General features: G+C 71.8%; 16 protein-coding genes and 1 pseudogene. 11 read left to right on the plus strand and 6 right to left on the minus strand.

The features are described from left to right. Nucleotides 1-29 precede the first annotated feature (29 nt). Nucleotides 30-599, minus strand: coding sequence for an ester cyclase (locus ACWCPM_RS07230; protein WP_450975268.1), 570 nt, complete (start codon nt 597-599; stop codon nt 30-32). A 124-nt stretch (nt 600-723) separates the two neighbouring features. On the opposite strand from ACWCPM_RS07230, the gene ACWCPM_RS07235 reads away from it, so the two are divergent. Further along, the gene (locus tag ACWCPM_RS07235; protein ID WP_450975138.1) at nt 724-1,359 is read left to right on the plus strand and encodes a TetR/AcrR family transcriptional regulator; all 636 of its coding nucleotides are present in this window, start codon (nt 724-726) and stop codon (nt 1,357-1,359) included. A gap of 16 nt (nt 1,360-1,375) precedes the next feature. Here ACWCPM_RS07235 and ACWCPM_RS07240 read toward each other — a convergent pair whose 3' ends face one another. Continuing rightward, nucleotides 1,376-2,155 carry a hypothetical protein gene (locus ACWCPM_RS07240; RefSeq protein ID WP_450975139.1) on the minus strand — a complete coding sequence of 260 codons (780 nt, stop codon included), beginning with the start codon at nt 2,153-2,155 and terminating at the stop codon, nt 1,376-1,378. Nucleotides 2,156-2,305: 150 nt separating this feature from the next. On the opposite strand from ACWCPM_RS07240, the gene ACWCPM_RS07245 reads away from it, so the two are divergent. Then, on the plus strand, nt 2,306-2,824 hold the full coding sequence (locus tag ACWCPM_RS07245; protein ID WP_450975140.1) for a GNAT family N-acetyltransferase: 519 nt from the start codon (nt 2,306-2,308) through the stop codon (nt 2,822-2,824). 150 nt (nt 2,825-2,974) lie between these two features. Here the strand turns inward: ACWCPM_RS07245 and ACWCPM_RS07250 are convergent, their stop codons facing one another. Further along, nucleotides 2,975-3,172: a hypothetical protein gene (locus tag ACWCPM_RS07250; RefSeq protein WP_450975141.1), complete on the minus strand. Its 198-nt coding sequence runs from the start codon at nt 3,170-3,172 to the stop codon at nt 2,975-2,977. A gap of 45 nt (nt 3,173-3,217) precedes the next feature. Between ACWCPM_RS07250 and ACWCPM_RS07255 the strand changes: the two genes are divergently transcribed. Next, nucleotides 3,218-3,658 carry an OsmC family protein gene (locus ACWCPM_RS07255; protein WP_450975142.1) on the plus strand — a complete coding sequence of 147 codons (441 nt, stop codon included), beginning with the start codon at nt 3,218-3,220 and terminating at the stop codon, nt 3,656-3,658. Nucleotides 3,659-3,684: 26 nt separating this feature from the next. Here the strand turns inward: ACWCPM_RS07255 and ACWCPM_RS07260 are convergent. Then, nucleotides 3,685-4,242 (minus strand): annotated as a pseudogene (locus ACWCPM_RS07260) (L,D-transpeptidase family protein); the annotation flags it as partial. Between ACWCPM_RS07260 and ACWCPM_RS07265 the strand changes: the two are divergent. The 3 genes from ACWCPM_RS07265 (at nt 4,241) to ACWCPM_RS07275 (ending at nt 11,720) form a co-directional block, all read left to right on the plus strand. After that, entirely contained in the window at nt 4,241-6,007 is a 1,767-nt protein-coding gene (locus ACWCPM_RS07265; RefSeq protein WP_450975143.1) for a sensor histidine kinase, read from the plus strand. The pseudogene ACWCPM_RS07260 and the gene ACWCPM_RS07265 overlap by 2 nt on opposite strands. 196 nt (nt 6,008-6,203) lie before the next feature. After that, on the plus strand, nt 6,204-9,671 hold the full coding sequence (locus ACWCPM_RS07270) for a phosphodiester glycosidase family protein (protein ID WP_450975144.1): 3,468 nt from the start codon (nt 6,204-6,206) through the stop codon (nt 9,669-9,671). A gap of 153 nt (nt 9,672-9,824) precedes the next feature. After that, nucleotides 9,825-11,720, plus strand: coding sequence for a glycerophosphodiester phosphodiesterase (locus tag ACWCPM_RS07275; RefSeq protein WP_450975145.1), 1,896 nt, complete (start codon nt 9,825-9,827; stop codon nt 11,718-11,720). Between the two features lie 108 nt (nt 11,721-11,828). On the opposite strand, the gene ACWCPM_RS07280 is transcribed toward ACWCPM_RS07275, so the two are convergent. Further along, on the minus strand, nt 11,829-12,665 hold the full coding sequence (locus ACWCPM_RS07280; protein ID WP_450975146.1) for a hypothetical protein: 837 nt from the start codon (nt 12,663-12,665) through the stop codon (nt 11,829-11,831). 196 nt (nt 12,666-12,861) lie between these two features. Between ACWCPM_RS07280 and ACWCPM_RS07285 the strand changes: the two genes are divergently transcribed. From ACWCPM_RS07285 to ACWCPM_RS07295, 3 genes are all read left to right on the plus strand, one after another. Beyond that, the gene (locus tag ACWCPM_RS07285) at nt 12,862-13,203 is read left to right on the plus strand and encodes a hypothetical protein (protein WP_450975147.1); all 342 of its coding nucleotides are present in this window, start codon (nt 12,862-12,864) and stop codon (nt 13,201-13,203) included. Between the two features lie 174 nt (nt 13,204-13,377). Next, entirely contained in the window at nt 13,378-15,003 is a 1,626-nt protein-coding gene (qcrB, locus tag ACWCPM_RS07290) for a cytochrome bc1 complex cytochrome b subunit (protein WP_450975148.1), read from the plus strand. A gap of 278 nt (nt 15,004-15,281) precedes the next feature. Beyond that, nucleotides 15,282-16,583: a PP2C family protein-serine/threonine phosphatase gene (locus ACWCPM_RS07295; protein WP_450975149.1), complete on the plus strand. Its 1,302-nt coding sequence runs from the start codon at nt 15,282-15,284 to the stop codon at nt 16,581-16,583. 174 nt (nt 16,584-16,757) lie between these two features. Here the strand turns inward: ACWCPM_RS07295 and ACWCPM_RS07300 are convergent, their stop codons facing one another. Continuing rightward, nucleotides 16,758-18,437 carry a cytochrome c biogenesis protein CcdA gene (locus ACWCPM_RS07300; protein ID WP_450975150.1) on the minus strand — a complete coding sequence of 560 codons (1,680 nt, stop codon included), beginning with the start codon at nt 18,435-18,437 and terminating at the stop codon, nt 16,758-16,760. A 361-nt stretch (nt 18,438-18,798) separates the two neighbouring features. Here ACWCPM_RS07300 and ACWCPM_RS07305 point away from each other — a divergent pair, with 361 nt between their 5' ends. Beyond that, nucleotides 18,799-21,516 carry a SpoIIE family protein phosphatase gene (locus ACWCPM_RS07305; protein ID WP_450975151.1) on the plus strand — a complete coding sequence of 906 codons (2,718 nt, stop codon included), beginning with the start codon at nt 18,799-18,801 and terminating at the stop codon, nt 21,514-21,516. Nucleotides 21,517-21,685: 169 nt separating this feature from the next. Beyond that, nucleotides 21,686-23,023, plus strand: a complete 1,338-nt coding sequence (locus ACWCPM_RS07310; RefSeq protein ID WP_450975152.1) for a diacylglycerol/lipid kinase family protein — start codon at nt 21,686-21,688, stop codon at nt 23,021-23,023. Nucleotides 23,024-23,065: the final 42 nt, after the last annotated feature.

Raw genomic sequence — 23,065 nt, forward strand, 5'->3', positions numbered from 1 at the left:
CCGCTGCCAGGAGCACCGGTGCGAGCGGGTCAGCCGACGGAATCCGGCACATGACGGGACGCGGCCGCGGCCGCCGCGGCCCGGCTGACCAGGTCGGCCTCGCGGCGGGCCCGTCCCGTCGTCTTCCAGGCCAGCATGCGCAACGCGACGGCGGGGGCCGGCGGAAAGACACCCAGCTGCCCGAGCATGGCGATGTCGTCGCGTACGGCCTCGTGGCCCGTCACCTTGCCGTCGCGCACGTGGAGCACGTGGATCTGCTCGAAGTCGATCTCGCGTCCCGTGGGTGGTACCGCCTGGTCCAGGGCGCCGTCGCGGAAGGTGACGAAAGCGCCCGTGTGACGGCCCTGCATACGCAGCCGCACCCAGACCTGGTCGTCGGCGACGGCCATCCCGAGAACGGGGAACCGCAGGTCGGCGAAGGCCGACCGCATCCACGCGCCCGAGGCCAGGACGCCGGCCGGCCCCGGGAGTGAGCAGGCGGCCGGCGAAGCGGCGGCCTCTCGGTTGCGGAAGTCCTCCGCCACCACCTCGGCGGCCAGCGCCGCGTCACCGGTCACGAGGACGTCGAAGAGCCCCTGTGCCAGTTCGGTCGTGTTCATGCTCACGTCGTCGGTCCTTCTCGTGTACGTGGTCGTGCCAGGTCGGCGGGTACCGGCCGATATTGAGGTTACAGAGCGCCTAATGAATAGTTCAAACAGCCACCTGGATGGCTACAGTGGCGCCATGCCTGCCATGCCCGCCAAGCGCGCCTACGTCTCCCCCCTGCGGGAGCAGGCTGCCGTCCGCACCCGCGAGGTGATCCTGGAGCGGGCAGCCGAACTGTTCGCCGACCGGGGATACGGCCGCGTGACGGTCGCGGAGATCGCCGCCGCCGCCGGTGTGTCCTCCAAGACCGTCTTCGCCAGCGTCGGCAGCAAGGGCGACATCCTCGACAAGATCGTCGACCGGGGGGTGGCGGCGTCCGGCTACGAGCGGGCCATGGAGCACGTCCTGGGCCTGCGGACACCGGAGGCGGTCCTGGAGGCGCTCGCGCGCGGCACGCGCGTCGGCAACGAGAGCCAGTTCACCGCCCACGAGGCGATCCGCAAGGCTCTTCCGGTCCACGAGAGCGCCGACGGCCTGTGGGGGAGGGCGACGGCAGCCTACCGGGAGGCGCTGCGCACGACCGCACACCACCTGCACGGCCTGACACCGCCTCCCCGCTGTCCGGCTGACCGGACGGCGGACCTGCTGTGGCTGTGGTTCGGCCCCACGGGCTGGCGCACCCTCGTGGTGGAGAGCGGCTGGACCTGGGAGGAGGCCGAGAAGGCCCTGTACCTCACGGCCGTGGCGGCGCTCTACCCGGCCGTCGACAGGTGACCGGGACGAACCGGCGTCACCGGGGCGGGATCGCCCGCAGGCTTCGCCGGTAGACGGTGAACACGGTCAGCAGGAAAGCGGCCGGCGGACCGACCAGGAAGACCCAGGGCCACATCAGGCCGCTCACCGTCTCCGGCACGTCGAAGAACAGGGGGAGGAGCGCCAGCACGGTGACCGGCACGATCGACAGGAACATCGCGCCGACTCCGCACCCGAGGGCGGCCTGCCGGGCCGTGGTGCGGTCGATGTGGACGGCCGCGGCCGGGTCGGGTGCCCAGTCCGCACCGCGCAGCCGGACCCAGATCTCCTCGAGCACCGCGAACTCGCGCTCGACGTCGACGTGGCGGTCGTCGACGTAGGGCAGCACGAGCCTGCGTCCGTCCCTCCCGTAGGCACAGACGAGCACGTTCGCCGCGTGGCCCTGGGTGAGGGCGCCCGGGTTGGGTTCGACGCGCAGCTCCTGGAGGTCCTCCCAGGAAAGACGGCGGCGCAGGAGAATCCCGCGCACCCGCAGAGCCTTGACGTCCGCCGTCGTCGCGCAGCGCCGCGCGCTCCACAGGAGCCAGGCCAGGAGCGCGACCAGCAGGACGCCGCCGAGTGCCCTGGCGACGGGCGGCAGGTCGTCGAGGACCCAGAGGGAGATCAAGGCCGGAATCGCCCCGCCCGCTGACGCGGTGACCATGGCGCGTACCTGGGCCGGGCTGATCCGGTACTCGCGGGGAAGGTTTCCGGGGCCGACGTCCATCCGTTGTTCCCGTGCCCTCTCAGCCGACGCGAACAGCAGCGGGACACTCATGCTGCCCAAGCAACTCACCTGTGTCCAAGGCAAGTTGTGGGCTCGCTAGGCTTCCCGTTCCTGGGTGGCAGCGGCCGTCGGCCCGGTCGCGGGAGTCGGCCCGGGTCCACGCGATCGCGGAGAGTGAACCGAGCTACTAGCCTCTGACGTGTGGCTGTTGTCTTCCGTACCCGTCGGCTCACCGTCCGCGCGTTCACCGTGGCCGACGCCCCCGCCGCCTTCGCGATGTGGTCCGACCCCGAGGTGTGCCGGTTCACGGGCGATGAACCGGCCGCCGACATCTCCGTGGTCGTCGACGACATCGCCCGCTGGCGGGCGGTCGCCGCCCGGGGCCCCGGCTGCGGGTTCTGGGCGGTCGACGCGGACGGAGCCGGTTTCGTCGGCGACGTCTACGTGCGTCCGCTCGACGGCGACCCGGGCGAGTACGAGGTCGGCTGGCACTTCGCCCGCGCGCACTGGGGCCTCGGGTACGCCACCGAGGCCGCGGCGGCGACCGTCGCACACGCCCACGCCGCGGGCGTGCAACGCCTGGTGGCCCTGATCGACCCGGGCCACCGGGCCTCCCTGCGGGTCGCCGAGAAGGCCGGGTTGGTGAACGAGGGGCTCTGCGACCGCTACGCCCCCGGAGAGCCCCCGTCGGCCGTGTTCACCAGCACCGCCGAGCGGTAGCCGGGGGGCGTCACCTCTGCGGCACACCGCCGCCCCCGTGACCGCGAACGCGCAGTGCTCGCGCCCGCCCCGGGAACGCCGGGAAGCGTCCGTCGATCGTCTCGTGCTCGCTCACGGCGCCGGTCCGGCAGGCGCTCGGTGGACGTGCGGTCAGGCGAGGAGGGTCCGCGCGCCGCACCACAGGGGTGACGGGTTCAGGCGGCCGGGACGGCGGGTGAGCATCTCCTCGAAGAAGGCCATGGGGGAGGGGCGCCGGTCGAGGAGTTCCTCGACGTCGTTCAGATAGGCGCGGGTCTGCGCGACGGTTTCGGGGGTGTCCGGGAGGCCGCGGTCCCGCGGGCCGGCCACCGCGTCCGAGGGACGATCCGCCGGGCAGGGCCTAATGTCGACGACATGAGCGAAAAATCTGAGCGTTCCGTCGTCGTCGAGCGCACCGGCAGCGGCCGGTTCGTCGCGACCAACCCCCGCGGCGGAACCATCGCCTTCGGCACCGCCTCGGACGACGGTCAGGACACGGGGTTCACCCCGGTGGAGTTGTTCCTGGCCGCGATCGGGGGCTGCACGGCCGCGGACGTCGACGTCGCCACCGGTCGCCACGCCGAGCCCACCGGCTTCTCCGTGGCGGTGACCGGCGACAAGATCAGCGACGACCTGGGCAACCGCATGACGAACCTCGACGTCACCTTCACCGTCACCTTCGCGGACGACGAAGGCGCCGAGCGCGCCCGCGCGATCCTGCCCCGCGCGGTCAAGGCGTCCCACGACCGGCTGTGCACGGTCAGCCGCACCGTCGAGATCGGCACGCCCGTAACCACGACGATCAGGGACGCCTGACGTCCGGGAGCCCTTTGCGCGCCGCGTCACCTGCGCAGTGACGCGGCGTCCCCCATCACGACCACCGGATGCTCGTCCGGGTCGAGCGTCAGCAGCAGTTCCCTCATGTGCGGCTTCCTCAGGCTGACGCAGCCCTGCGTGGGGCCGTCGTGGTCGACGTGCAGCCAGATGCCGCCGCCCTTCCCGGCGCCGAGGGGACGGGTCCAGTCCAGTGGGGAGCGGCCGGGCTCACGGTTGTAGTCGATCGCGACGACGAAGTCGAAGGAGCCCGACAGCGGCTCGCCGAGGACTCCGGTGCCGTTGATCGTGAAGCCGGGCGACTGGTCGTACGGCAGCTTCGTGCCCGGGTCGGGCAGCAGTCCGCCCGCGTCGGTCAGGGTGAACACACCGATGGGAGAACGCTGATCGCCCAGGCGGTGGTCGTCGGTCCAGCCCTTGTAGGCGTTGTGCGCGGGCCAGGTCGCCCCCGGCCGCCACCCGGCCTTCGTACGGCGGAAGACGGTCACCTCCGAGTCCGAGGAGTTCTCGCCACGGCCGGTGACGAGGACGACCTGACGCGTCTTCCTCGGGATCTGGGCGAGTGTGGTGATCACCGCGCTCTCCGTGGGCGCCACGGCATGGCTGGCGGTGGAGACCACCACGCGCGCCGTCCAGGAGGAACGCGGTCAGCTGCTCTCCGACGACACCGACATCCTGCGGCGGCTCAGCGGCTTCGCCGCCGGCCACGCCGACTGGGACGGGGTCCGGGCGACCGTCATCGGCCTCTCCCGGGCGACCGACCGGCGGATAGCCGTGACCACCACGACCGGTCGCGTCATCGCCGACTCCGCCCCCGCGGGCTCCGGCCTGCCCGACCGCGCCTCGGCCACCATCGACCCCCTGCGCACCGACACCTACACCGAACCGGGCGCCCAGCTCTCCGGGGTGGACCCGCGAGCGGTGGGCCCCTACGCGCTCGACCGCGGCGAACGCCTGTCCGTCCGGAAGGTGGCCGAGCAACGTCTGGAGTGCATGCGGCGGTACGGCAGCGAAGGCACCATGCGCCAGCTCCCCAGCGGTCGCACGGAGGTCATCCCTGACGGCGGCGACGCCTCGGTGCCCCTGGGGTGCGCCGACGGGAAGATCAACATGCCCACCAGGACCGAGGCCGCGGCCTTGCGTGAATTCGGCGAACTGCTGCGGGACTGCTTCGACTCCGAGCACGACGCCTACGCCCACAAGTTCGCCGTGAGCATCGACGTCGTCACCAAGAACGGCAGGGATCCGGCATACCCGGGCGCCTTCTCGGCCGGGGACCGGCAGAAGGCCGGCGACTGCCTGTACAGCGCGCGCCGCACCCAACTCGACCCCTTCGTCGCGCCCCGGGCACTTCTGTACCTGGGCAGCCAGAACCAGCGCATCTCGGTCTTCGACCTGTCCACGGCCAACAAGGCCAAGATCGTCGGAGTGACGGCCGCGGTTCTCACCCTGAGTCTCGCCCTCACCGCGGCGGTCGCCGTCCGGCTCGTGCGCCCCCTGCGCGCCCTGACGACCGCGGCCCTGCAACCGCCGCAGCGGCACACACGTGTCCCCGTCACCACCAAGGACGAGACCGGACTCCTGGCCGCCGCGTTCAACGACCTCACCGCCCGCCGCGAGCAACTGGAGGCCCAGCGCAGGGCCATGGTCAGTGACATCGCCCACGAACTGCGCACCCCGCTGACCAACATCCGGGGCTGGCTGGAGGCCACGCGTGACGGACTGGTCGACGCGGAGCCGGACATCGTCGCCTCCCTGCACGACGAGGCCATGCTGCTCCAGCACATCATCGACGACCTCCAGGACCTCGCCGCGGTCGACGCCGGCACCTTGCAGTTGCACCGGGAACCCGTCCGTGCGGACGACCTCGTGGCCCAGGTCCTGGCCGCCCATCGCGGCACGGCCGAGGCAGCGGCCGTCGCTCTGCGCAGCCGCACCCGTTCCGGCCTGTGGCTCGACGCCGATCCGGTACGCATGCGTCAGGTCCTGGGCAACCTCGTCTCCAACGCCCTGCGGCACACGCCCTCGGGAGGCAGTGTCACCGTCACCGCACGACCGGAGGGCGACGAGGCGGTCCTGACGGTGCGGGACACGGGCGACGGGATCGCCCCGTCGGATCTGCCCCATGTCTTCGAGCGGTTCTGGCGCGCCGAGAAGTCCCGCAGCCGCAGTACAGGGGGCAGCGGACTCGGCCTGTCCATCGTCCGCCAGTTCGTCGAGGCCCACGGCGGAACCGTGACCGCCGAGAGCAGGCCCGGCGCCGGAGCAACGTTCACCTTGCGCCTCCCGGACGGCAGTCGGCCGAAGAGCGGTTCCGGAAACCGGGGCTGACCGCTCCGGCCCCCCTTTCGCGGACGGAGAAGAGCAGGGGCGGCCCCGTGTCGGCGACGCCCCTGCGATGGTGTGTGCCGCAGTGTTCACCCCGTGCATCACTGACAGTCACACACATCACGACGCATCAACATCAACGGAGCGTCCACTGGTCGCTGACCACGACTTTCCGTAAGAAAACGAAAGAAGTCAGCAAGTGCTGTTCCTCCTTGACCCCGCCGCACCGCGCGCGCGATCCGCGGTGCGGCGCGGTTCCGTCGTCCTCGCCCTGGCCACAGCGCTCAGCATCGGCGCCGGGATGGTGACGACCGCTCAGGCACTGACTCCCGGGAACCTGGCATCGGCTCCCCACGGCGCGCCGGCTTCGGACGCCCCTTCACACCTGATTCCGAGCACGCCCGGGCAGTCCATCGTCACCGACGAGGACCGCACGCAGATCGCCCCCGGTCTGAGCCTGACCCGCTTCGACCGCTTCGGCAAGGACGGGTGGGTGCGCGGGCAGGTGCTCGTCGCGGACCTGGCCGAGGACCGCCTGAGTGTCGACCACATCTCCTCCGGCACGGTCACCGGGAAGTCCCGCGTGACCGAGCAGGCCGAGCGCACCGGGGCCGTCGCCGCGATCAACGGCGACTACTTCGACATGAACGACACCGAGGCACCCGTCGGCGCGGCGGTCTCGCGCAAGGACGGCCTCGTCAACTCGCCCACCGAGGGCCGCAACCAGACCGTCGCCATCGGCGCGGACGGCATCGGGCGGCTGGCCCAGGTGTTCCTGGAGGGCCAGGTCACCATAGGCGGCACGAGCGGCCTCAAGCTGTCCGGTGTGAACTCGCCGACCCTGGCGGCCGGCGGTATCGGTCTGTTCACCGACCAGTGGGGTTCCGCGCCGCGCACCAAGCCCGTGAACGGCGCCGACCGGGTCGCCGAGATCTGGCTGCGGGACGGCGAGGTCACCGACGTGCGCACCTCCGTCAGCAGCACCCCGATTCCCGCCGGCACCACCGTGCTCCTCGGCCGCGACGCGGGCGCCGACGCGCTGGCCGGGCTCGTTCCCGGGGACACCGTCGACGTCAAGTACCGCCCGCGCGCCGACTTCGGCGACGTGGCGGTCGCCGTCGGCGGCGGGCAGGTGCTGGTCGCCGACGGCGTGGTGCGGCGCTTCACCGACGGTGACACGGTCACCGCCACCTCGCGGACCGGCGTGGGCTTCTCCGCCGACGGCCGCACCATGTACCTGGTCGCGATCGACGGCAAGCAGACCGACAGCCGCGGCATGGACCTCAACGAACTCGGCGCCTTCATGAAGGGCCTGGGCGCCGCCGACGCCCTGAACATGGACGGCGGCGGCTCGACCACCATGGCCGCCCGGCTGCCGGGCGAGGACACCACCGGACTGGTCAACAGCCCGTCCGACGGCTCGGAACGTCAGGTCGCCAACGGACTCGGACTGTTCGCGGCCCCCGGGTCCGGCACCGTACGGGGCTTTCGCGTACTGCCCGCCCTCACGGCGGACGGCTCCGACAAGGTCTTCCCGGGCCTGCGCCGTACCGTGCGGGCGCTCGCCCACGACGAGACCTACGCGCCGCTGCCCGCCGGACGGGTGCGCTGGCGCGGCGAGGGCGGCCGGATCTCGGTCGACTCCCGCGAGGACGGGACCGCCGTCGTCACCGGACGGCGCTCCGGCGACACCGAGGTGGTGGCGTCCTCCGGTCACCGGGCGGACGGACGGCGGAAGGTGACCGTGCTCGCGCCCGCCGTGCGGATCGCTCCGAGCAAGAGCCTGGTCGCGCTCGACGGCCCCGGCAAGGACGCGCGCCTGACGGTGACGGGCTACGACGCCCTCGGCGACTCCGCTCCCATCGAGGCGTCCGACGTCAAGGTCACCGGCGGTCAGGGCATCGTGTCGGTGCGGCCCGCGGACGACGCCACGTTCACCGTGCGGGGCCTGGTCGACGGCGCCTCCACCACGCTGCGCCTGACGGTCGGCAGGATGACCACCGACGTCGCGGTCACCGTCGGCCTGGCCGAGACGACCTTCGCGGATCTGTCCGACGCCGCCTCCTGGACCTCGGCGAACGACCGCGCACCCGGCGGATCGGTGGCCCCGGCCACCGGCCACGACGGTTCGCCCGGCCTGAAGCTGACCTACGACTTCACCAAGTCGACCGCCACCCGCGGTCAGTACGCCCTGCCGCCGCAGCAGATCGCGCTGCCCGGCCAGCCCCAGGCCGTCACCCTGTGGATCCACGGCGACGGCAACGGCGCCTGGCCCCGGCTGCAGTACCGCACCGGCTCGGGCGTGACCGCCAACCTCGACGGCCCCACGATCACCTGGACCGGCTGGCGCAAGGTGGAGTTCCCGGTCCCCGCGGGCACCTCCTACCCGCTGACGTTCCAGCGGGTGCGGCTGCTGGAGACGAGCGCCGCCCGCTCCTACACCGGCGAGGTCACGGTCAGCGACCTGAAGGTCAAGGTCGCCCCCGACGTGGAACTCCCCGTCCAGCCGAAGGTCGCCGATCCGGTCGTGGTGACCGACGGCACCGTCGACGACCGCCCGCTGCGCGTCGCCGTCATGTCCGACGCCCAGTTCGTCGCCCGTGACCCCGACAGCCCGCTGGTCGAGGCGGCCCGCCGCACCCTGGCGGAGATCGCCGAGGCCCGTCCCGACCTGCTGGTCATCAACGGCGACCTGGTAGACGAGGGGTCGTCGGCGGACTTCGCGCTCGCCCGCGAGCTGCTCGACGAGTTCGACGCCCTCACCGGCAAGCGCGTGCCGTGGCGGTACGTGCCCGGCAACCACGAGATCATGGGCCCCGGCTCCACCGACAACTTCGAGGCCGAGTTCGGCGACACCACCTCGGCGTTCGACGTCGAGGGCACCCGCTTCATCACGCTCGACTCCTCCAGCGGCACCCTGCGCGGCGGCGGCTTCGGCCAGTTGCAGATGCTGCACGACGAGCTCGCGGACGCCGCCCGCGACAGATCCGTCAGCGGCGTCGTGGTGTTCGAGCACCACCCCACCGAGGACCCGCTGCCGAACAAGGCCAGCCAGCTGGGCGACCGCAAGGAGGCGGACCTGGTGGAGGAGTGGCTCGCCGGCTTCCGGGCCGGGAGTCACAAGTCCGCCGCGTTCGTGGGCTCCCACGCGGGGGTCTTCTCCGCCGCCTCGGTGGACGGCATCCCCTACTTGGTCAACGGCAACTCCGGCAAGGGCCCGGCCGGCACGCCCGACAACGGCGGCTTCACCGGCTGGACGATGCTCGGCATCGACCCGAGGGACGGGCGGATCGGCGACCTGTTCGACGTCCCGACCGACGAGTCCGAGACGTGGCTGCGGGCGGAGGTCCACGCCCGTGCCGACTCGGTGGTGCTGAGCGCGCCCGAGAGCCTCGAAGCGGGCGAGCGGGCAGAGGCGTCGGCGACGCTCACGCAGGACGGCACCCGCACCGTCCCGGTGGCGTGGCCGGTCAGCGCCGACTGGACCGGCAGCCGTGTCGACGTGGTGGGCGACGACCGCGACCACCGCCGGCACGGCGGAGCGCCGGTCGTCTCCTACGACCCGGCCTCCGGGACGCTCACCGCGCGCCGTCCCGGCACCGCGGTGCTGCGGGTGACCGTGAACGGCGTCACCGCGGAGCGGACGATCACCGTCCGCCACCGCTGACCGTGCCCGCCGGGCGGAGGGCCCCCAGCCCGCCCGCCCGGCGGAACGCCGCCGACCGGTGTCCGCCGAGGTGAGGAGACTGGACCCTCAGCCGACTTCCGGCATTCACCTGCCGGGCCCGGTGTGATCGTCGCGGTTTCCTACCGTCGCCCCATGCCTCGTACCTCACGTGCGCCACGTTCACGCGTCGCGCTCCTGGCCACCGCGCTCGTCGCCGTGTCCCTTCCGACCCTCGCCTTCGCCGAGGGATCCCACCCGTCGGCCGACGCCGACGCGGGCCGGGTCGTCGTCTCCGCCGACTTCTCCGGGAGCACCCTGCCCCAGGGGTTCAACGCCGTGGAGGGTGCCTGGCAGGTGAAGGACGGACGTCTGTACGGCAGTTCGGCGAACTCGTCGCAGCAGAGCAGGATCACCTTCGGCGAGCACCTCGACGACTTCCGGATCGAGGTCACCGCGCGCTTCGAGTCCGTCGTCGACGCCGGCCGCTGGACCGCGATGGGCCTCGACATGCCGGCGAACGGCGCCGTGCCCTGGTCGATCGCCACGATGCGCAGCGGCACCACGACCGCCAACGGCCTGGAGTTCGCCCAGCGCACGTCCTCGAACGCCTGGAACGTCACCGACACCCACGCGGCGCCCTCCGCCGCGGGTACCGGCAAGGACGTCAAGATAGCCGCCGAGGTGCGCGGCACCAAGGCCGTCTGGTACTTCGACGGCAAGGAGGTCATGCGGACCTCCAAGGTCGCCCGCTCCGCCGACGGTGTCCAGGGTCTGCTGGCCAACGGTGCCACCGTCTCCTACGACGACCTCAAGGTGACCGAACTCCCGCCGCGGAGCTACATCCGCCCGGCCGGAGCGCCGCTGACCGTCATCGCCCACCGGGGTGCCTCCTCCGCCGCCCCCGAGAACACCCTGGCCTCCCAGGAGATCGCCCGCCGAGGCGGCGCCGACTTCATCGAGAACGACGTCCAGCCCAGCAAGGACGGCGTGCCCTACATCCTCCACGACTCCACCGTCGACCGCACCACCGACGGCACCGGTCCGATCCGCTCGCTGACCTCCGCCCAACTCGACGCTCTGGACGCGGGTTCCTGGTTCGCGCCCCCTTACCAGGGCGCCCGCGTTCCCACGCTGGCCGCCCAGCTGGACGACCTGCGCACGCGGGGCGGCGACCTCCTGCTGGAGATCAAGGGCGCGCACACCAAGGCCGAGGTGTCCACCATCGTCGACACCATCCGCGCCCACGGCATGACCGGACGGGTCTTCGTGCAGAGCTTCGAGGTCGACGCCCTGCGCCACACCCGCGAACTCGCCCCCGAGCTGCCGCTCGGCCTGCTGCGCGGCAGCCTGGACGCCGACCCGGTCGCCCTGGCGAAGGAACTGAACCTGGCCGCGTACAACCCCTCGGACGACGCGCTCTCCAAGAAGCCGTCCGTCGTCGGCGATCTGCACAAGGCCGGCGTGGCCGTCATGGTGTGGACCGTGGACAGCGCCGACCGCTGGAAGGCGCTGGAGAGCGCGGGGGTGGACGCGATCATCACCAACCGGCCGACCGAGCTGAACGGCTGGAACAGCGCCTACCGGCAGGCCCAGTCGATCCCCCCGGCCAAGCCGAAGGTCGCCCTCACCTCGCCGGCCTCCGACGCGGTGCTGGACCGCGCGCAGTCGCCGCTGCCGACCGTGCAGAGCGACGACGCGGACTCGGTGACCCTCACCCTCGACGGCACCCCCGTGCCGGCCGGTGCTCCTCTGGACCTGACCACCCTGCCGGCCGGACCGCACACGCTGCGCGCGGTGGCGTCGGGTCCCGGCGGCACCGCCGAGGACAGCCGGACCTTCACCCTGAAGGCCACTCCCACGGGCCTGGCGCATCTGATCTTCACCTCGGGTGCCAAGGACGCCTCGGTCGGCTCGATGACGGCCATGCTGGGACTGAAGCAGTACTCGCTCCTGTCCACCTGGGCGAAGGTGCAGTCGGGCAAGTCCCTCGACCCTGATCGCGCGGCCCTGATCGCCGGGGACGCCCGCGCCCTCGTCGGGACCCGCTGACACCGGTCGGGGCGGCGCACCCGCGCTGCCCCGACCCGCCCGGCCTTCCCCGGTGCCCCCGCGACGGCCACCGGCCGGGTGGCGGGCGAGGCGATCGCCTCGCCCGCCTCAGCCGCGGGGACGCGCGTCCAGGAACCGGTGCAGGGACCGCGTCACGTGCGCCGCGAAGGACTCCCGGGTCCGTTCGGGGACCAGGTCCAGGGACAGATAGGGATTGAGGTCCTCCAGCTCGACGAGGAGCAGCTCGCCCTCGCGGGTGCGGCAGGCGTCGACGCGCTGGATGCCGTGGTCGAGGGTGTTCCAGTCGATGAACCGCCGGGCGAAGGCGAGGTCGGCGTCGCTGGGCTCGTAGCGCTCGAGGTCCCAGCGCCGCTCGGGATCGGGGGCGTACAGCGCGTACTGGAAAGCGTCGTCGACGTAGTAGAAGGAGACTTCGTAGCGGAAGTCGATGCGCGGCTGGACGAGGACGTCACCGCCGATCAGGCCGTCCAGCCGCTCCCGGGGCACGAAGGCCAGGCCTATGGAGTCCGCGCCCGCCTTCGGCTTGACCGCGTACTGACCGGCCTCGGGCAGCAGGTGCAGGTGCTCGGGCCGGTCGACGGTGGGGATGACCGGGTGTCCGGCGGCGGTCAGGTCCAGCAGATACTGCTTGCCGGCCATGTCGCCCCTGCCCGACAGCGGGTTGTAGACCCGGGTGCCACGGGCGGTCGCCCGCTCCCGGAAGGCGTCGTACTCGCTCCGGTAGTGCAGCACGGGCCCGCTGTTGCGGACCACCACCACGTCGAAGGCGTCCATCAGCGCGGCGGCCTGCAGCGGGTGGCACAGTGCGAGGGCGAAGTCGTCGCGCAGCCGCGAGGTCAGCCAGATGTCCTCGTCGCCGTAGCGCCGTCCTCGCGCCGGGTAGGCGAGGTCGGTCACGAACAGCACCTTGGGGTTGTCAGGCAACGTGCATCTCCTTGGACGGTGCCGACAAGGTACCTCCTGCGTGGACGCACCCTCCGGCGGCCATGACCGACCGGTGCCGAGCACGCTCCCCGGTGCCCCGTCGGCAACGGTGTCACACCGTTCGGCCCCGCCCTGTCTCTCTGGTGAGCGCCAGGAACAGAGTGAGCCAAGAGGCTGCGCGAGGGCGGAGAGCACTATGGACGCGCGTGAGGATGCCGCACGCGGCTTGCTCGAGATCGAGCACTTCCTTTACCGGCAGGCACACATGGCCGCGGCGAGACGACGTGTCGCGGCGTTGCTCGCCCATGTGCCGGAGCTGACCGGGGAGCAGAGAGCGCGTATCGAGCAGTGGTATCTCGAAGAGCAGCGATATGTCGCGCGCATGGTGACGGGACACATCACCGATGCTCTCGAAGCGGAGCAGGAAAAGCACGATCTGCGCTTCGGCCGATGGCTTCGAGGAACCAGGGCATCGATGATCCTGATCACTTCGATCATGATGCTGGCCGTCGTCGTGGTACTCAAGTCGTCGCGCTGAACGTGCCTGAAGCGGATCGGGAATTCCCGTCCGCCGCACGGCATGTGGACCGGCGAGCCCGAATGTCACAACCCACCGGGTCGCATGGTCATAAAGGTGACAGGAACTGGCGTACCGGGCACCTGACGGTGTCGGCGCACGGTTCCTTCGCTGCTGAAAGTTGCGTGGTGACGTATGGAAAACGAGAGCACATCGACGCGTGCGCCGTCGGGTGCGGCGGGGGAGAAAGTCGCCCGTTGGGTCGATGCCCGGCTCGGGACCGGCGAATTGAGGAAGAACCTCAGGCGCAGGGTGTTCCCGGACCATTGGTCATTTCTCCTGGCACAGCTGTGTCTTTACAGCTTCGTCGTCCTTCTCGTGACGGGAATCTATCTGACCTTCTACTTCCACCCCTCCTCCGCGCCCGTGGTGTATCAGGGCGGCTATGCCCCGCTGCGGGGCCAGTTGGTCTCGGAGGCGTTCAACTCGACCATGCACATCTCCTTCGATGTGCGCGGTGGTCTGCTCATCAGGCAGGCCCATCACTGGGCGGCACTCGTCTTCGTCGCCGCCATGCTCGCGCATGTGATGCGGATCTTTTTCACCGGTGCCTACCGGATGCCGCGTGAGATCAGTTGGGTGATCGTGCTGCTCCTCCTGGTGCTGGGAATGTTCGGCGGCCTGACCGGATACGACCTGCCGGACGATCTGCTTTCCGGAACCGGGCTGATGGTCGTGAACGGAACGCTGCTCTCCATACCCGTGGTCGGCACCTATCTGTCGATGTTCCTGTTCGGTGGAAGCTTTCCGGGCGACGACGTGATAGGGCGCTTCCATACGATCCACGTGCTGCTCATACCCGCCGTCATGGTCGCCCTGTTCGCCGTGCAGATCGCCCTGTCGCTGCGGCAGGGCAAGGCGCAGTTCCCCGGGCCCGGTCGAACCGACCGGAACGTCGTGGGTCTGCCGCTTCGCGTGTACGCGGCGAAATCCGCGGGGTATTTCTTCCTGGTCACCGGAACGATCGTGGTCATCGCGTCGGTCGCACAGATCAACCCCGTCTGGCAGTACGGGCCGTACCGCGCGGACCAGGTCTCGGCGGGTTCGCAGCCCGACTGGTACATGGGCGTCTTCGACGGACTGCTCCGCGTCATGCCCGGCTGGGAGATCAGTGCCTGGGGTCACACCCTTGCCCTCGACAACCTGATCCCGCTGATGGCCGCCGCGGGGCTGTTCCTCGTGCTCGGCGCCTATCCCTTCATCGAGTCCTGGGTGACGGGCGACGACCGCGAACACCACCTTCTCGACAGGCCGCGCAACCGGCCGGTGCGTACCGGATTCGGCGCCGCCTGGCTGACCGCGTACGGCGTGGCCCTGCTCGGAGCGGCCAACGACCTGATCGCCATCCGGTGGGACATGTCCGTGAACGCGGTGACATGGACGATCCGCATCGGACTGTTCGTGGCTCCGCCGATCGCGTACACCGTGGCGAAGCGGTGGGCTCTCGGTCTCCAGCGTCGCGACCGTGACAAGGTGCTGCACGGCCGGGAGACCGGCGTCATCCGCCGGACGCCGTCCGGCGAGTTCGTCGAGGTGCACCGACCGCTCGGTGCCGCGGAACTGCACACGCTCACGGCACACGAGCAGTACGCGCCCCTGCCGGCCGTCCCCGCCGGGGACGGCCGCGACGCCGCTCGCAGGCCGTCCGCGTCCGTACGACTGCGAGTCAGGCTGAGCCGCGTCCTCTACGGTCCGGGTACGCAGGTCCCCAAGCCGACCGCGACCGAGTACCGGCGGATCACCGCCCGGCACCGGCCCTGACGGGTACCGCCGGCCGGATTCCGCGCCGGTGCCGGCGAGTGGGCCCGCGCGGCGACATGTCACATTCGCGGCCCTCGACCGGTCTGTTGTCCCGGTGCCGGAACGTTGTGTTCCGGCACCGGATCGTTCGATGAGGCCCCCGAGGTCGTCGTGCGGATCTCGATCGTCGCAACCCCCCACGTGAGACCCGGGGTACCACCGGCCGCGGGACGACGTCCCGTCGCCGCCGTGGCCGGCCGGAGGCTCGGGTACCCGCACGCAAGACAGGAAACACCCAGATGATGCTGAACGCGACCCCGCCCGGTGAGCTGCCCGAGGCGGTCTTCGACCCGGAGCGGCTGGCTGCGGTGGCGGCTTCCGGGCTGCTGGACACCGGGCCGGAGGGCGCATTCGACGACATCGCGCGGCTCGCCCTGGCGGTCACGGGCGCGCAGATGGCGTTCTTCACCGTCATCGACGGACGGCGCTCCTTCTGGAAGAGCGCGGTCGGTGTGGACCCGTGCGCCGGGCGCGAGAACGACATCCGCGACAGCCCGTGCCACCTTCTCGTCAGAACCGGGAAGGAGCTCATCACGCCGGACGCGAGGGCCGATCCCCGTGTGAAGGACCTGCCCGCCGTCGACGCACTGGGGATCGGCGCCTGGGCCGGCTGCCCGGTGTTCTCGCCCGACGGACACGTCCTCGGCGGGTTCTGCGTGATCGACAAGGACGCCAGGCCGTTCACCCCGCAGCAGTCCGACGCGCTGCGCATCCTCGCGCGCTCGGTGTCCTCGGAGATCGCGCTGCGCCAGGCGCTGCGCGAGGCCAGGGCCTCGGGCGACGCCTCAGCGGCGCTGGTCCGCACCCTGCAGGACAGCCTGTTGCCGCCCGGCCTGCCGCAGGCACCCGGTCTGGACGTGGCGGCGATCCATCTGCCGGCCGACGCGACCGGTGCCCTCGGGGCCGAGGTGGTCGGCGACTTCTACGACCTGTTCCAGACCCGCGGCAGGAGATGGTCCGCGGTCATGGGCGACGTGTGCGGCAAGGGCCTCGACGCGGCGAAGGTCACCACCCTCGCCCGCTACACCATCCGTGCCGAGGCCAATCAGTACAGGAACCCGGCCACCGTCCTGTACCGACTGCACGACGCCCTGGTCGACCAGCAGGTCAGCGAGCGCTTCCTCACCGCGGCCATCGCCGTCTTCGAACCGGAGCCCGGAGGAGTCACCGGTCTCTACGCCAGCGCCGGTCACCCCCCGGCGCTGATCCGTCGGGCGGACGGCACCGTCGAGGAACTGAACGCCAACGGCATCCTGCTCAGTCCCGAGATCCCCGCGGCCCGTGACGACTTCGAACAGACCGCCTTCCGGCTGGGCCCCGGTGACGCGCTCCTGCTCTACAGCGACGGCATCACCGAAGCCCGCGCCGAGCGCCGAGGCCCGCTCTTCGGCGCCGACCGCCTCGCCGACGCACTGGCGCGCACGCACGGCGCCGATGCGGCCGCCACCCTCGACCGGCTCTGGGAGGCCGCCTCCACGCACTCCGGCGGGCACGCGGTCGACGACACCGCCATGATGATCCTGCGCGTCGTCGACCGATGATCCGGCCCGCCGAGCCCGTACGGGGACGGGGATCACCCGTGCCCCCGCTCTCGGTGAACACCTGGTCGATCGGTTCCCGGCCCCGGCCCGCGGCGGTCGGCACAGGTCGTCGCCGCCCGGCGCACCCGGGGCGGGACCGGCGCCCCCTCCACCGGGCTGTGCGGCGGCCCGTACTCAGCCGAAGGTGAAGGAGTAGGCGCGCAGCCCCGGCGAGAGGGTGATGGTCACGACGCTCTCCCGGGGAGCGGGTGCGGTGACCAGGCGGTGGATGTTCGGCGCACCGGAGATCCTGAGGGTGGTGGTCCTCCCGTCCACCGTCGCGGTGACGACGCCGCTGCCGCCGACGTTCAGATGGACGTCGCGGGCGAAGGAGCGCAGCCTGATCCCCGCGTCCGGCCCGCTGGTCAGCGACTCGCGGCCGATGTTCCAGGTGCCCTGGAGGGCGAACCGGCCCGGCGCGAGCTGTGACGGGTAGGCGAAGCGGTGGGTCCCTTCGGTCGGACGGCCGTTCGCCAGAGCGTCGGTGCGCCCCGCGCCCAGCCCGATCTCGGGGGTCAGGGGGACGGTCGGGGTGTCGTCGGGCACGTCCGTGGCGGGCGGCAGCCGGACACCGGGGCGTGCCGCGGTCAGCAGCTGTCGTATGAGCGATTCGCGGTCGGGGTAGCCGCCCTCGCCGACGGCCACGTGCCGCACCCGCCCCTCGGCGTCGATGAGGTACTCGCTGGGCCAGGCGCTGTTGCTGAAGTTGTCCCAGGTGGTGAACTCGTTGTCCAGGGCGATCGGGTACTCGATGCCCAGGCGTTCGGCTCCCGCCCTCACATTGCGGGGCTCGTGCTCGAAGGCGTACTCGGGGCTGTGCACACCGACCACCGCCAGGCCGTAGGTCGCGTACTTCTCGTACCAGGCGTTGACGTGCTCGATGGCGCGGTGGCAGTTGACGCACGAATACGCCCAGAAGTCGACGAGGACGACCTTGTCGGCCGACGAGGCCCTGCTCGGCGGCGCGCCCCCCGGAGTGTTCAGCCACTGCTGGATCCCGGAGATCTCCGGCGCCGGACCGCAGTCGGCGAGCCCGGACGACGGCAGGGCCGCGCACTGACGAAGCCGGCCGTCGCCGCCCGCACCGAGCGCGTCTGCGAGGCCCCCTCCCGCGATCGCCTTGTTGACGCGGGCGGTGTAGTCGGGGACGGCGCGCTGGAGCACGTCGGTGAGGTTGAAGGTGAGAGCGAAGGCGAGCACGATGAACGTGAGACCGGCGCCGAACCTGACCCGCCGCTGCCGCTCGCGGAACGCGCGCACACGTTCCGCGACGCGCCGCCCGGCAAGGGCGAAGAAGAGCAGCGGGATCGCCGTACCGACCGCGAAGGCGACGGCGAGAGCGACCGTCCCGGGGCCGATCCGCTGTGTCGCGCCCGCCACGGTGACGGCAGCCAGCACGGGCCCCGCACACGGCACGTACACCGCGCCGAGGGCGAGGCCGAGCAGGAAACCGCCGCGTCCGCCGACCTGCCGCTGCCCGATACGGGCGAAGGGACGTTCCAGCAGGTCCTGCACGGCCGGGAACATCATCGCCGCGCCGATCAGCAGCAGCACCGCGAGGCCGCCCCACCGGATGATGTCCTTGGGCAGCGGCAGGGCGCCGAGGACGAGCGTGCCGAACAGGGTGATCAGACTGAAGCTGACGACGAGTCCGGCCATCACCGCGTAGGGCCGTCTCCTGTGCTCCGGTTCTCCGGCTCCGCCCGCCGATGTCCCGCCGCCGGACAGGAAGACGAGGGGCAGGACGGGCAGGACGCACGGGGAGACGGCGGTGACGAATCCGCCGACCAGTCCGATCAGTATCAGCGTGAGCAAGGAAGTCTCCGGTAAGGGCGGATCGGGACCGGGGCAGGGGCGGATCGGCAACGGGGCACTGGCGAAGGCGGGGCGGATCGGACCGTCCCGGGGCGATCCAGGACGGGTCCCGCCGGGTCCTGGCCGAGGGGGCCTGGAACCCTGGCCTGCCGTCACCCGTTGAGATGGTGACGACCCTGGCATGCGATGCCGTCACCTGTCAAAGTGGTGACTGAGTTGGCAGAGGTGCGGCCGATCGCGGGAAGGGGAAGGGCCGGTCATGGCGAGAACCCCGGTCCGAGCGGTCCGCGGCCGCGCAGGTCCGGCCGGCCCCGTCGAGTCGGCATCGCCCGATTGGTCCAGCGGTGCTAGAAAGGACGGCGTGATCAGGCGTTTCGCCCCGTTCCGGGGTGTGTCGGCCCAGCCACGCGACAAGCGCCCCAGGAGCGTCGCCGGCCAGGCGTTCTTCCTCCAGGTCGTGGTCGTGGTCCTCGTCGTGTGCGGGGCGATCCTGGCCCTCGTGCTGCAGTCCCGGTACGAGGCGGACCGGCAGGCGAGGACCCGTTCGGTGGCGGTTGCGGAAACCTTTGCCCACTCTCCCGGCCTGCTGGAGGCCCTGAGGTCGCCCGACCCGGCACGGGTGCTGCAGCCGATCGCCGAGGAAACACGTGAGCAGGCGGGCGTCGACTTCCTCGTCGTGATGAACACCGAGGGGACCCGCTACACGCATCCCCAGCCGGAGCGGATCGGCGAGACCTTCGTGGGCAGCATCGAACCGTCGCTGGCCGGAAAGGTCCACGTCGAGAGCGTCGACGGCCCCCTCGGCCAGGAGGTGCAGGCGGTGGTGCCGGTGACCGCGCCCGACGGCTCCGTCGCGGGCCTGGTCGCGGCCGGCCTCACCGTCGAGAACGTCACCGGCGCGGTGTACCGGCAACTGCCGGTCATCCTGGGCTCGGGCGCCCTGGCGCTCGCGCTGGCCACCGCCGGGACGGCCCTGGCCGCCAGACGGCTCAAACGGCAGACCCGTGGTCTCGGGCCCGCCCAGATGACCCGCATGTACGAGCACCACGACGCCGTCCTGCACGCCGTACGCGAGGGTGTCGTCATCGTCGGCGGCGACGGGCGGCTGCTGCTCGCCAACGACGAGGCCAGACGGCTGCTGGATCTGGGTCCCGACAGTGAGGGTCGGTACGTGGCGGACCTGCCCGGCCTCGACACCGCCACGGCCCGGCTCCTGGCCTCGGGCCGGCAGGTCACGGACGAGGTCCGGGTCGCCGGGGAAAGGCTGCTGGTGGTCAACCAGCGCCCGACCCACGAACCGGGCGGCCCGATGGGCACCGTGGCCACCATCCGCGACTCCACCGAGCTGGAGGCGTTGACCGGCAGGGCCGAGGTCGCCCGCACGAGGCTCAAGCTGCTGTACGACGCGGGGGTCGGCATCGGTACCACACTCGACGTCCGGCGCACGGCCCAGGAGCTGGCCGACGTCGCGGTTCCGCGCTTCGCCGACTTCGTGACGGTCGATCTCGCCGACCCCGTACTGCAGGGGGAGGACTCACAGGTCGCGGCGGGGATGCGCCGCACTGCCGTGAGCGGCATCCGTGACGACCACCCGCTCTATCCGCAGGACAGACTGATCACCTTCCTGCCCTCCACACCGCAGGCCCGTGGGCTCGGCAGCGGGCGGCCGGAGATCGTGAGCGATCTGTCCGCGGCTCCGGGCTGGCGGGCCCAGGACCCGGAGCGGACCAGGAGGATCGTCGAATACGGTATCCACTCGCTCATCACGGTGCCGCTCCAGGCCCGGGGCACGATCCTCGGCGTGGCCAACTTCTGGCGCTCGGAGAAGCCGGGTTCCTTCGAGGAGGAGGACCTCTCGCTGGCCGAGGAACTCGTCGCGCGTGCCGCGGTCGCCGTGGACAACGCGCGCCGCTACACACGCGAGCACACGCTCGCCGTCACCCTCCAGCGCAGTCTGCTTCCGCGCGCCTTTCCCGAACAGAGCGCCGTCGAGGTGGCCCACCGGTATCTGCCGGCTCAGTCAGGAGTGGGCGGCGACTGGTTCGACGTGATCGCGCTGCCGGGGAGCCGGGTGGCGCTGGTGGTGGGCGATGTCGTCGGCCACGGTCTGCACGCCGCCGCGACGATGGGACGCCTGCGCACGGCGGTGCACAACTTCTCCACGCTCGACCTCCCGCCGGAGGAGATTCTCGGCCACCTCGACGATCTGGTCGGCGCCATCGACCAGGACGAGTCGGGCTCGGACGGCGGGCAGGCGATGACCGGCGCGACCTGTCTCTACGCGATCTACGACCCGGTCTCGCGGCGCTGTGTCATGGCCCGCGCCGGGCATCTGCCGCCCGCCGTGGTGTGCCCGGACGGCACCGTCGAGTTCGCCGAACTGCCGGCCGGGCCTCCCCTGGGGCTCGGCGGCATGCCCTTCGAGGCGGCCGAGCTGGAGCTCGCGGAGGGCAGCCAGCTCGCCTTCTACACGGACGGGCTGATCGAGGACCGCGACCGCGACATCGACGTCGGTATCGAGCAGCTGCGCCGCGCCCTGGCGTATCCCGGGAGACCACCGGAGGAGGCGTGCCGGGCGGTGCTGGACGCGTTGCTCTCCGCCCGCCCCAAGGACGACGTGGCGCTGCTCATCGCCCGCACCCGGGTCCTGGGACCGGACCGCGTCGCCGAGTGGGAGGTGCCGCGCGATCCGAGCGCGGTGGCGGGGATGCGGGCCTCCGCCGTCGCGAAGCTGAACGAGTGGGACCTGCCGGAGCTGGCGTTCAGCACCGAGCTCGTCCTCAGCGAGCTGGTCACCAACGCCATCCGGCACGGCTCCGGTGCGATCCGGGTCCGGCTTCTCAAGGATCAGGGTCTGACCTGCGAGGTGGCCGACGGCAGCAGCACATCGCCGCATCTGCGCTACGCCGCGACGACGGACGAGGGAGGCCGTGGGCTGTTCCTGGTCGCCAAGATCGCCGAGCGCTGGGGGACCCGCTACACCGCCGACGGCAAGATCATCTGGGCTCGGCAGGCGCTGCCGGGCGCGAACCAGGACAGTGCCTCGCTGCTCGACCTGTTCGACTCGGACGCGCTGTGACGCGACTCCGGGGGCGCCGCCGTTCCGAGCGGCGCCCCCGGAACGGGGAACTCATGACGCGGAGCCCGGCATGCGCTGCCGACCGGCCGGGATGCCCACCGGGCCCGGAGAACGCACGCTGGTGTACCGGACCGTGCCGAAAGGTGGGACAGGCCATGAGAGGCCCCCGATGACAGGCTCCGCAGGGGATGCCGGTGCGGGCGCGCGGCTGCTGGCGCGTCTGGCCGTGCTGGCGGTCGTCGCCTGCCTGGTCCTCCTGGTGCTCTCGGTCGGGGAGGGCGGGCTGGAGGTCATCGCGGCCGGGCTGCTCGGTCTGGTCGTGGGCGCGGCCGGCGTGTGGTGGTTCCTGGCGCACCGCGGCCTGGTGCGCCTCTTCGGAGCGTCCCTCGCGGTGGCCGCGCCCGTCGCCGTGCTGGTGCTCTACGCGCTCGACGGTCTCTGGCTGACGGCGCTGGTGCTGATCCTGTGCTGGGCGGCCGCGCTGGCCTGCGCCCGGGCCGCCCTGCGCAGGGCACGCCCCGGGCGGCCGCGGCGAACGACCCCCGCGTCCCGTCCGGTGCGGCCGTTTTTCGTCATGAACCCGAAGTCCGGGGGCGGAAAGGTCGGGCGCTTCGGGCTGGTGGACCGGGCACAGGCACTGGGAGCCCGGGTCGTCCTGCTCGACCCCTCGGCCCCGGCGGATGTGACGGCGCTGGCCCGCGAGGCGGTGGCGGAGGGGGCCGACCTGCTGGGCGTCGCCGGCGGCGACGGTACCCAGGCGCTCGTCGCGGCCGTCGCCGCCGAACACGATCTGCCCTTCGTCGTGATCTCGGCCGGCACCCGCAACCACTTCGCGATGGACCTCGGTCTCGACCGGTCCGACCCGGCGCGATGCCTCGACGCGCTGACCGACGGCGAGGAGCTCCGCGTCGACCTCGGCGACGTCGGCGGCCGGGCGTTCGTCAACACCGTGTCCTTCGGTGTCTACGCCGACGTCGTGCAACGCCCCGAGTACCGGGACGACAAGGCGGGCACGGCCCTGACCCTGATGCCGGAACTGCTGGCGGGTGAGGTGGGGCACCGGCTCGACGCGCGGATCGACGGCACACCGCTCTCGTCCCAGCAGGCACTGCTCGTCAGCAACAACGCCTACGCGTCACCCGACGCGCTCCGCGGGGGCGGGCGCCGGGCGCGGCTGGACGGCGGCGAGCTGGGTCTCCTGGCGATCCGGGTGGAGTCCGCGGCCGAGGCCGCGGACCTGGCGGTACGGGGTTCGCAGTCCACCGCGCTGACGGTCATGACGGCACGACGGGTCGAGGTGACCTCCGACACGCACGAGATCCCGGTGGCCGTGGACGGAGAGGCGCTGCGGATGGCCACACCCGTCGTGTGCGGCCTGCGGCCGGGTGTGCTGCGGGTACAGGTACCGCGTGACCGGCCGGGTGTCGTGGTCCCGGCGCCGCCTGTGGACTGGCGACGCCTTCTCGGCCTCGCCCTCGGGCGCGCCGGACGCACGGCGGGACGGTAGACCCGGCCCAGGCGGCGACCCCTGTCCTGCCCGTTCCACGCC

This window comes from Streptomyces sp. NPDC002309, assembly GCF_053593375.1.

Bases quoted from the DNA above. Each gene is read 5' to 3' on its own strand.
- qcrB (WP_450975148.1), top strand. From the start codon at position 13,378: ATGGAAAACGAGAGCACATCGACGCGTGCGCCGTCGGGTGCGGCGGGG.
- ACWCPM_RS07235 (WP_450975138.1), top strand. From the start codon at position 724: ATGCCTGCCATGCCCGCCAAGCGCGCCTACGTCTCCCCCCTGCGGGAG.
- ACWCPM_RS07285 (WP_450975147.1), top strand. From the start codon at position 12,862: ATGGACGCGCGTGAGGATGCCGCACGCGGCTTGCTCGAGATCGAGCAC.
- ACWCPM_RS07240 (WP_450975139.1), bottom strand. From the start codon at position 2,155: ATGAGTGTCCCGCTGCTGTTCGCGTCGGCTGAGAGGGCACGGGAACAA.
- ACWCPM_RS07310 (WP_450975152.1), top strand. From the start codon at position 21,686: ATGACAGGCTCCGCAGGGGATGCCGGTGCGGGCGCGCGGCTGCTGGCG.
- ACWCPM_RS07295 (WP_450975149.1), top strand. From the start codon at position 15,282: ATGATGCTGAACGCGACCCCGCCCGGTGAGCTGCCCGAGGCGGTCTTC.
- ACWCPM_RS07230 (WP_450975268.1), bottom strand. From the start codon at position 599: ATGAACACGACCGAACTGGCACAGGGGCTCTTCGACGTCCTCGTGACC.
- ACWCPM_RS07255 (WP_450975142.1), top strand. From the start codon at position 3,218: ATGAGCGAAAAATCTGAGCGTTCCGTCGTCGTCGAGCGCACCGGCAGC.
- ACWCPM_RS07275 (WP_450975145.1), top strand. From the start codon at position 9,825: ATGCCTCGTACCTCACGTGCGCCACGTTCACGCGTCGCGCTCCTGGCC.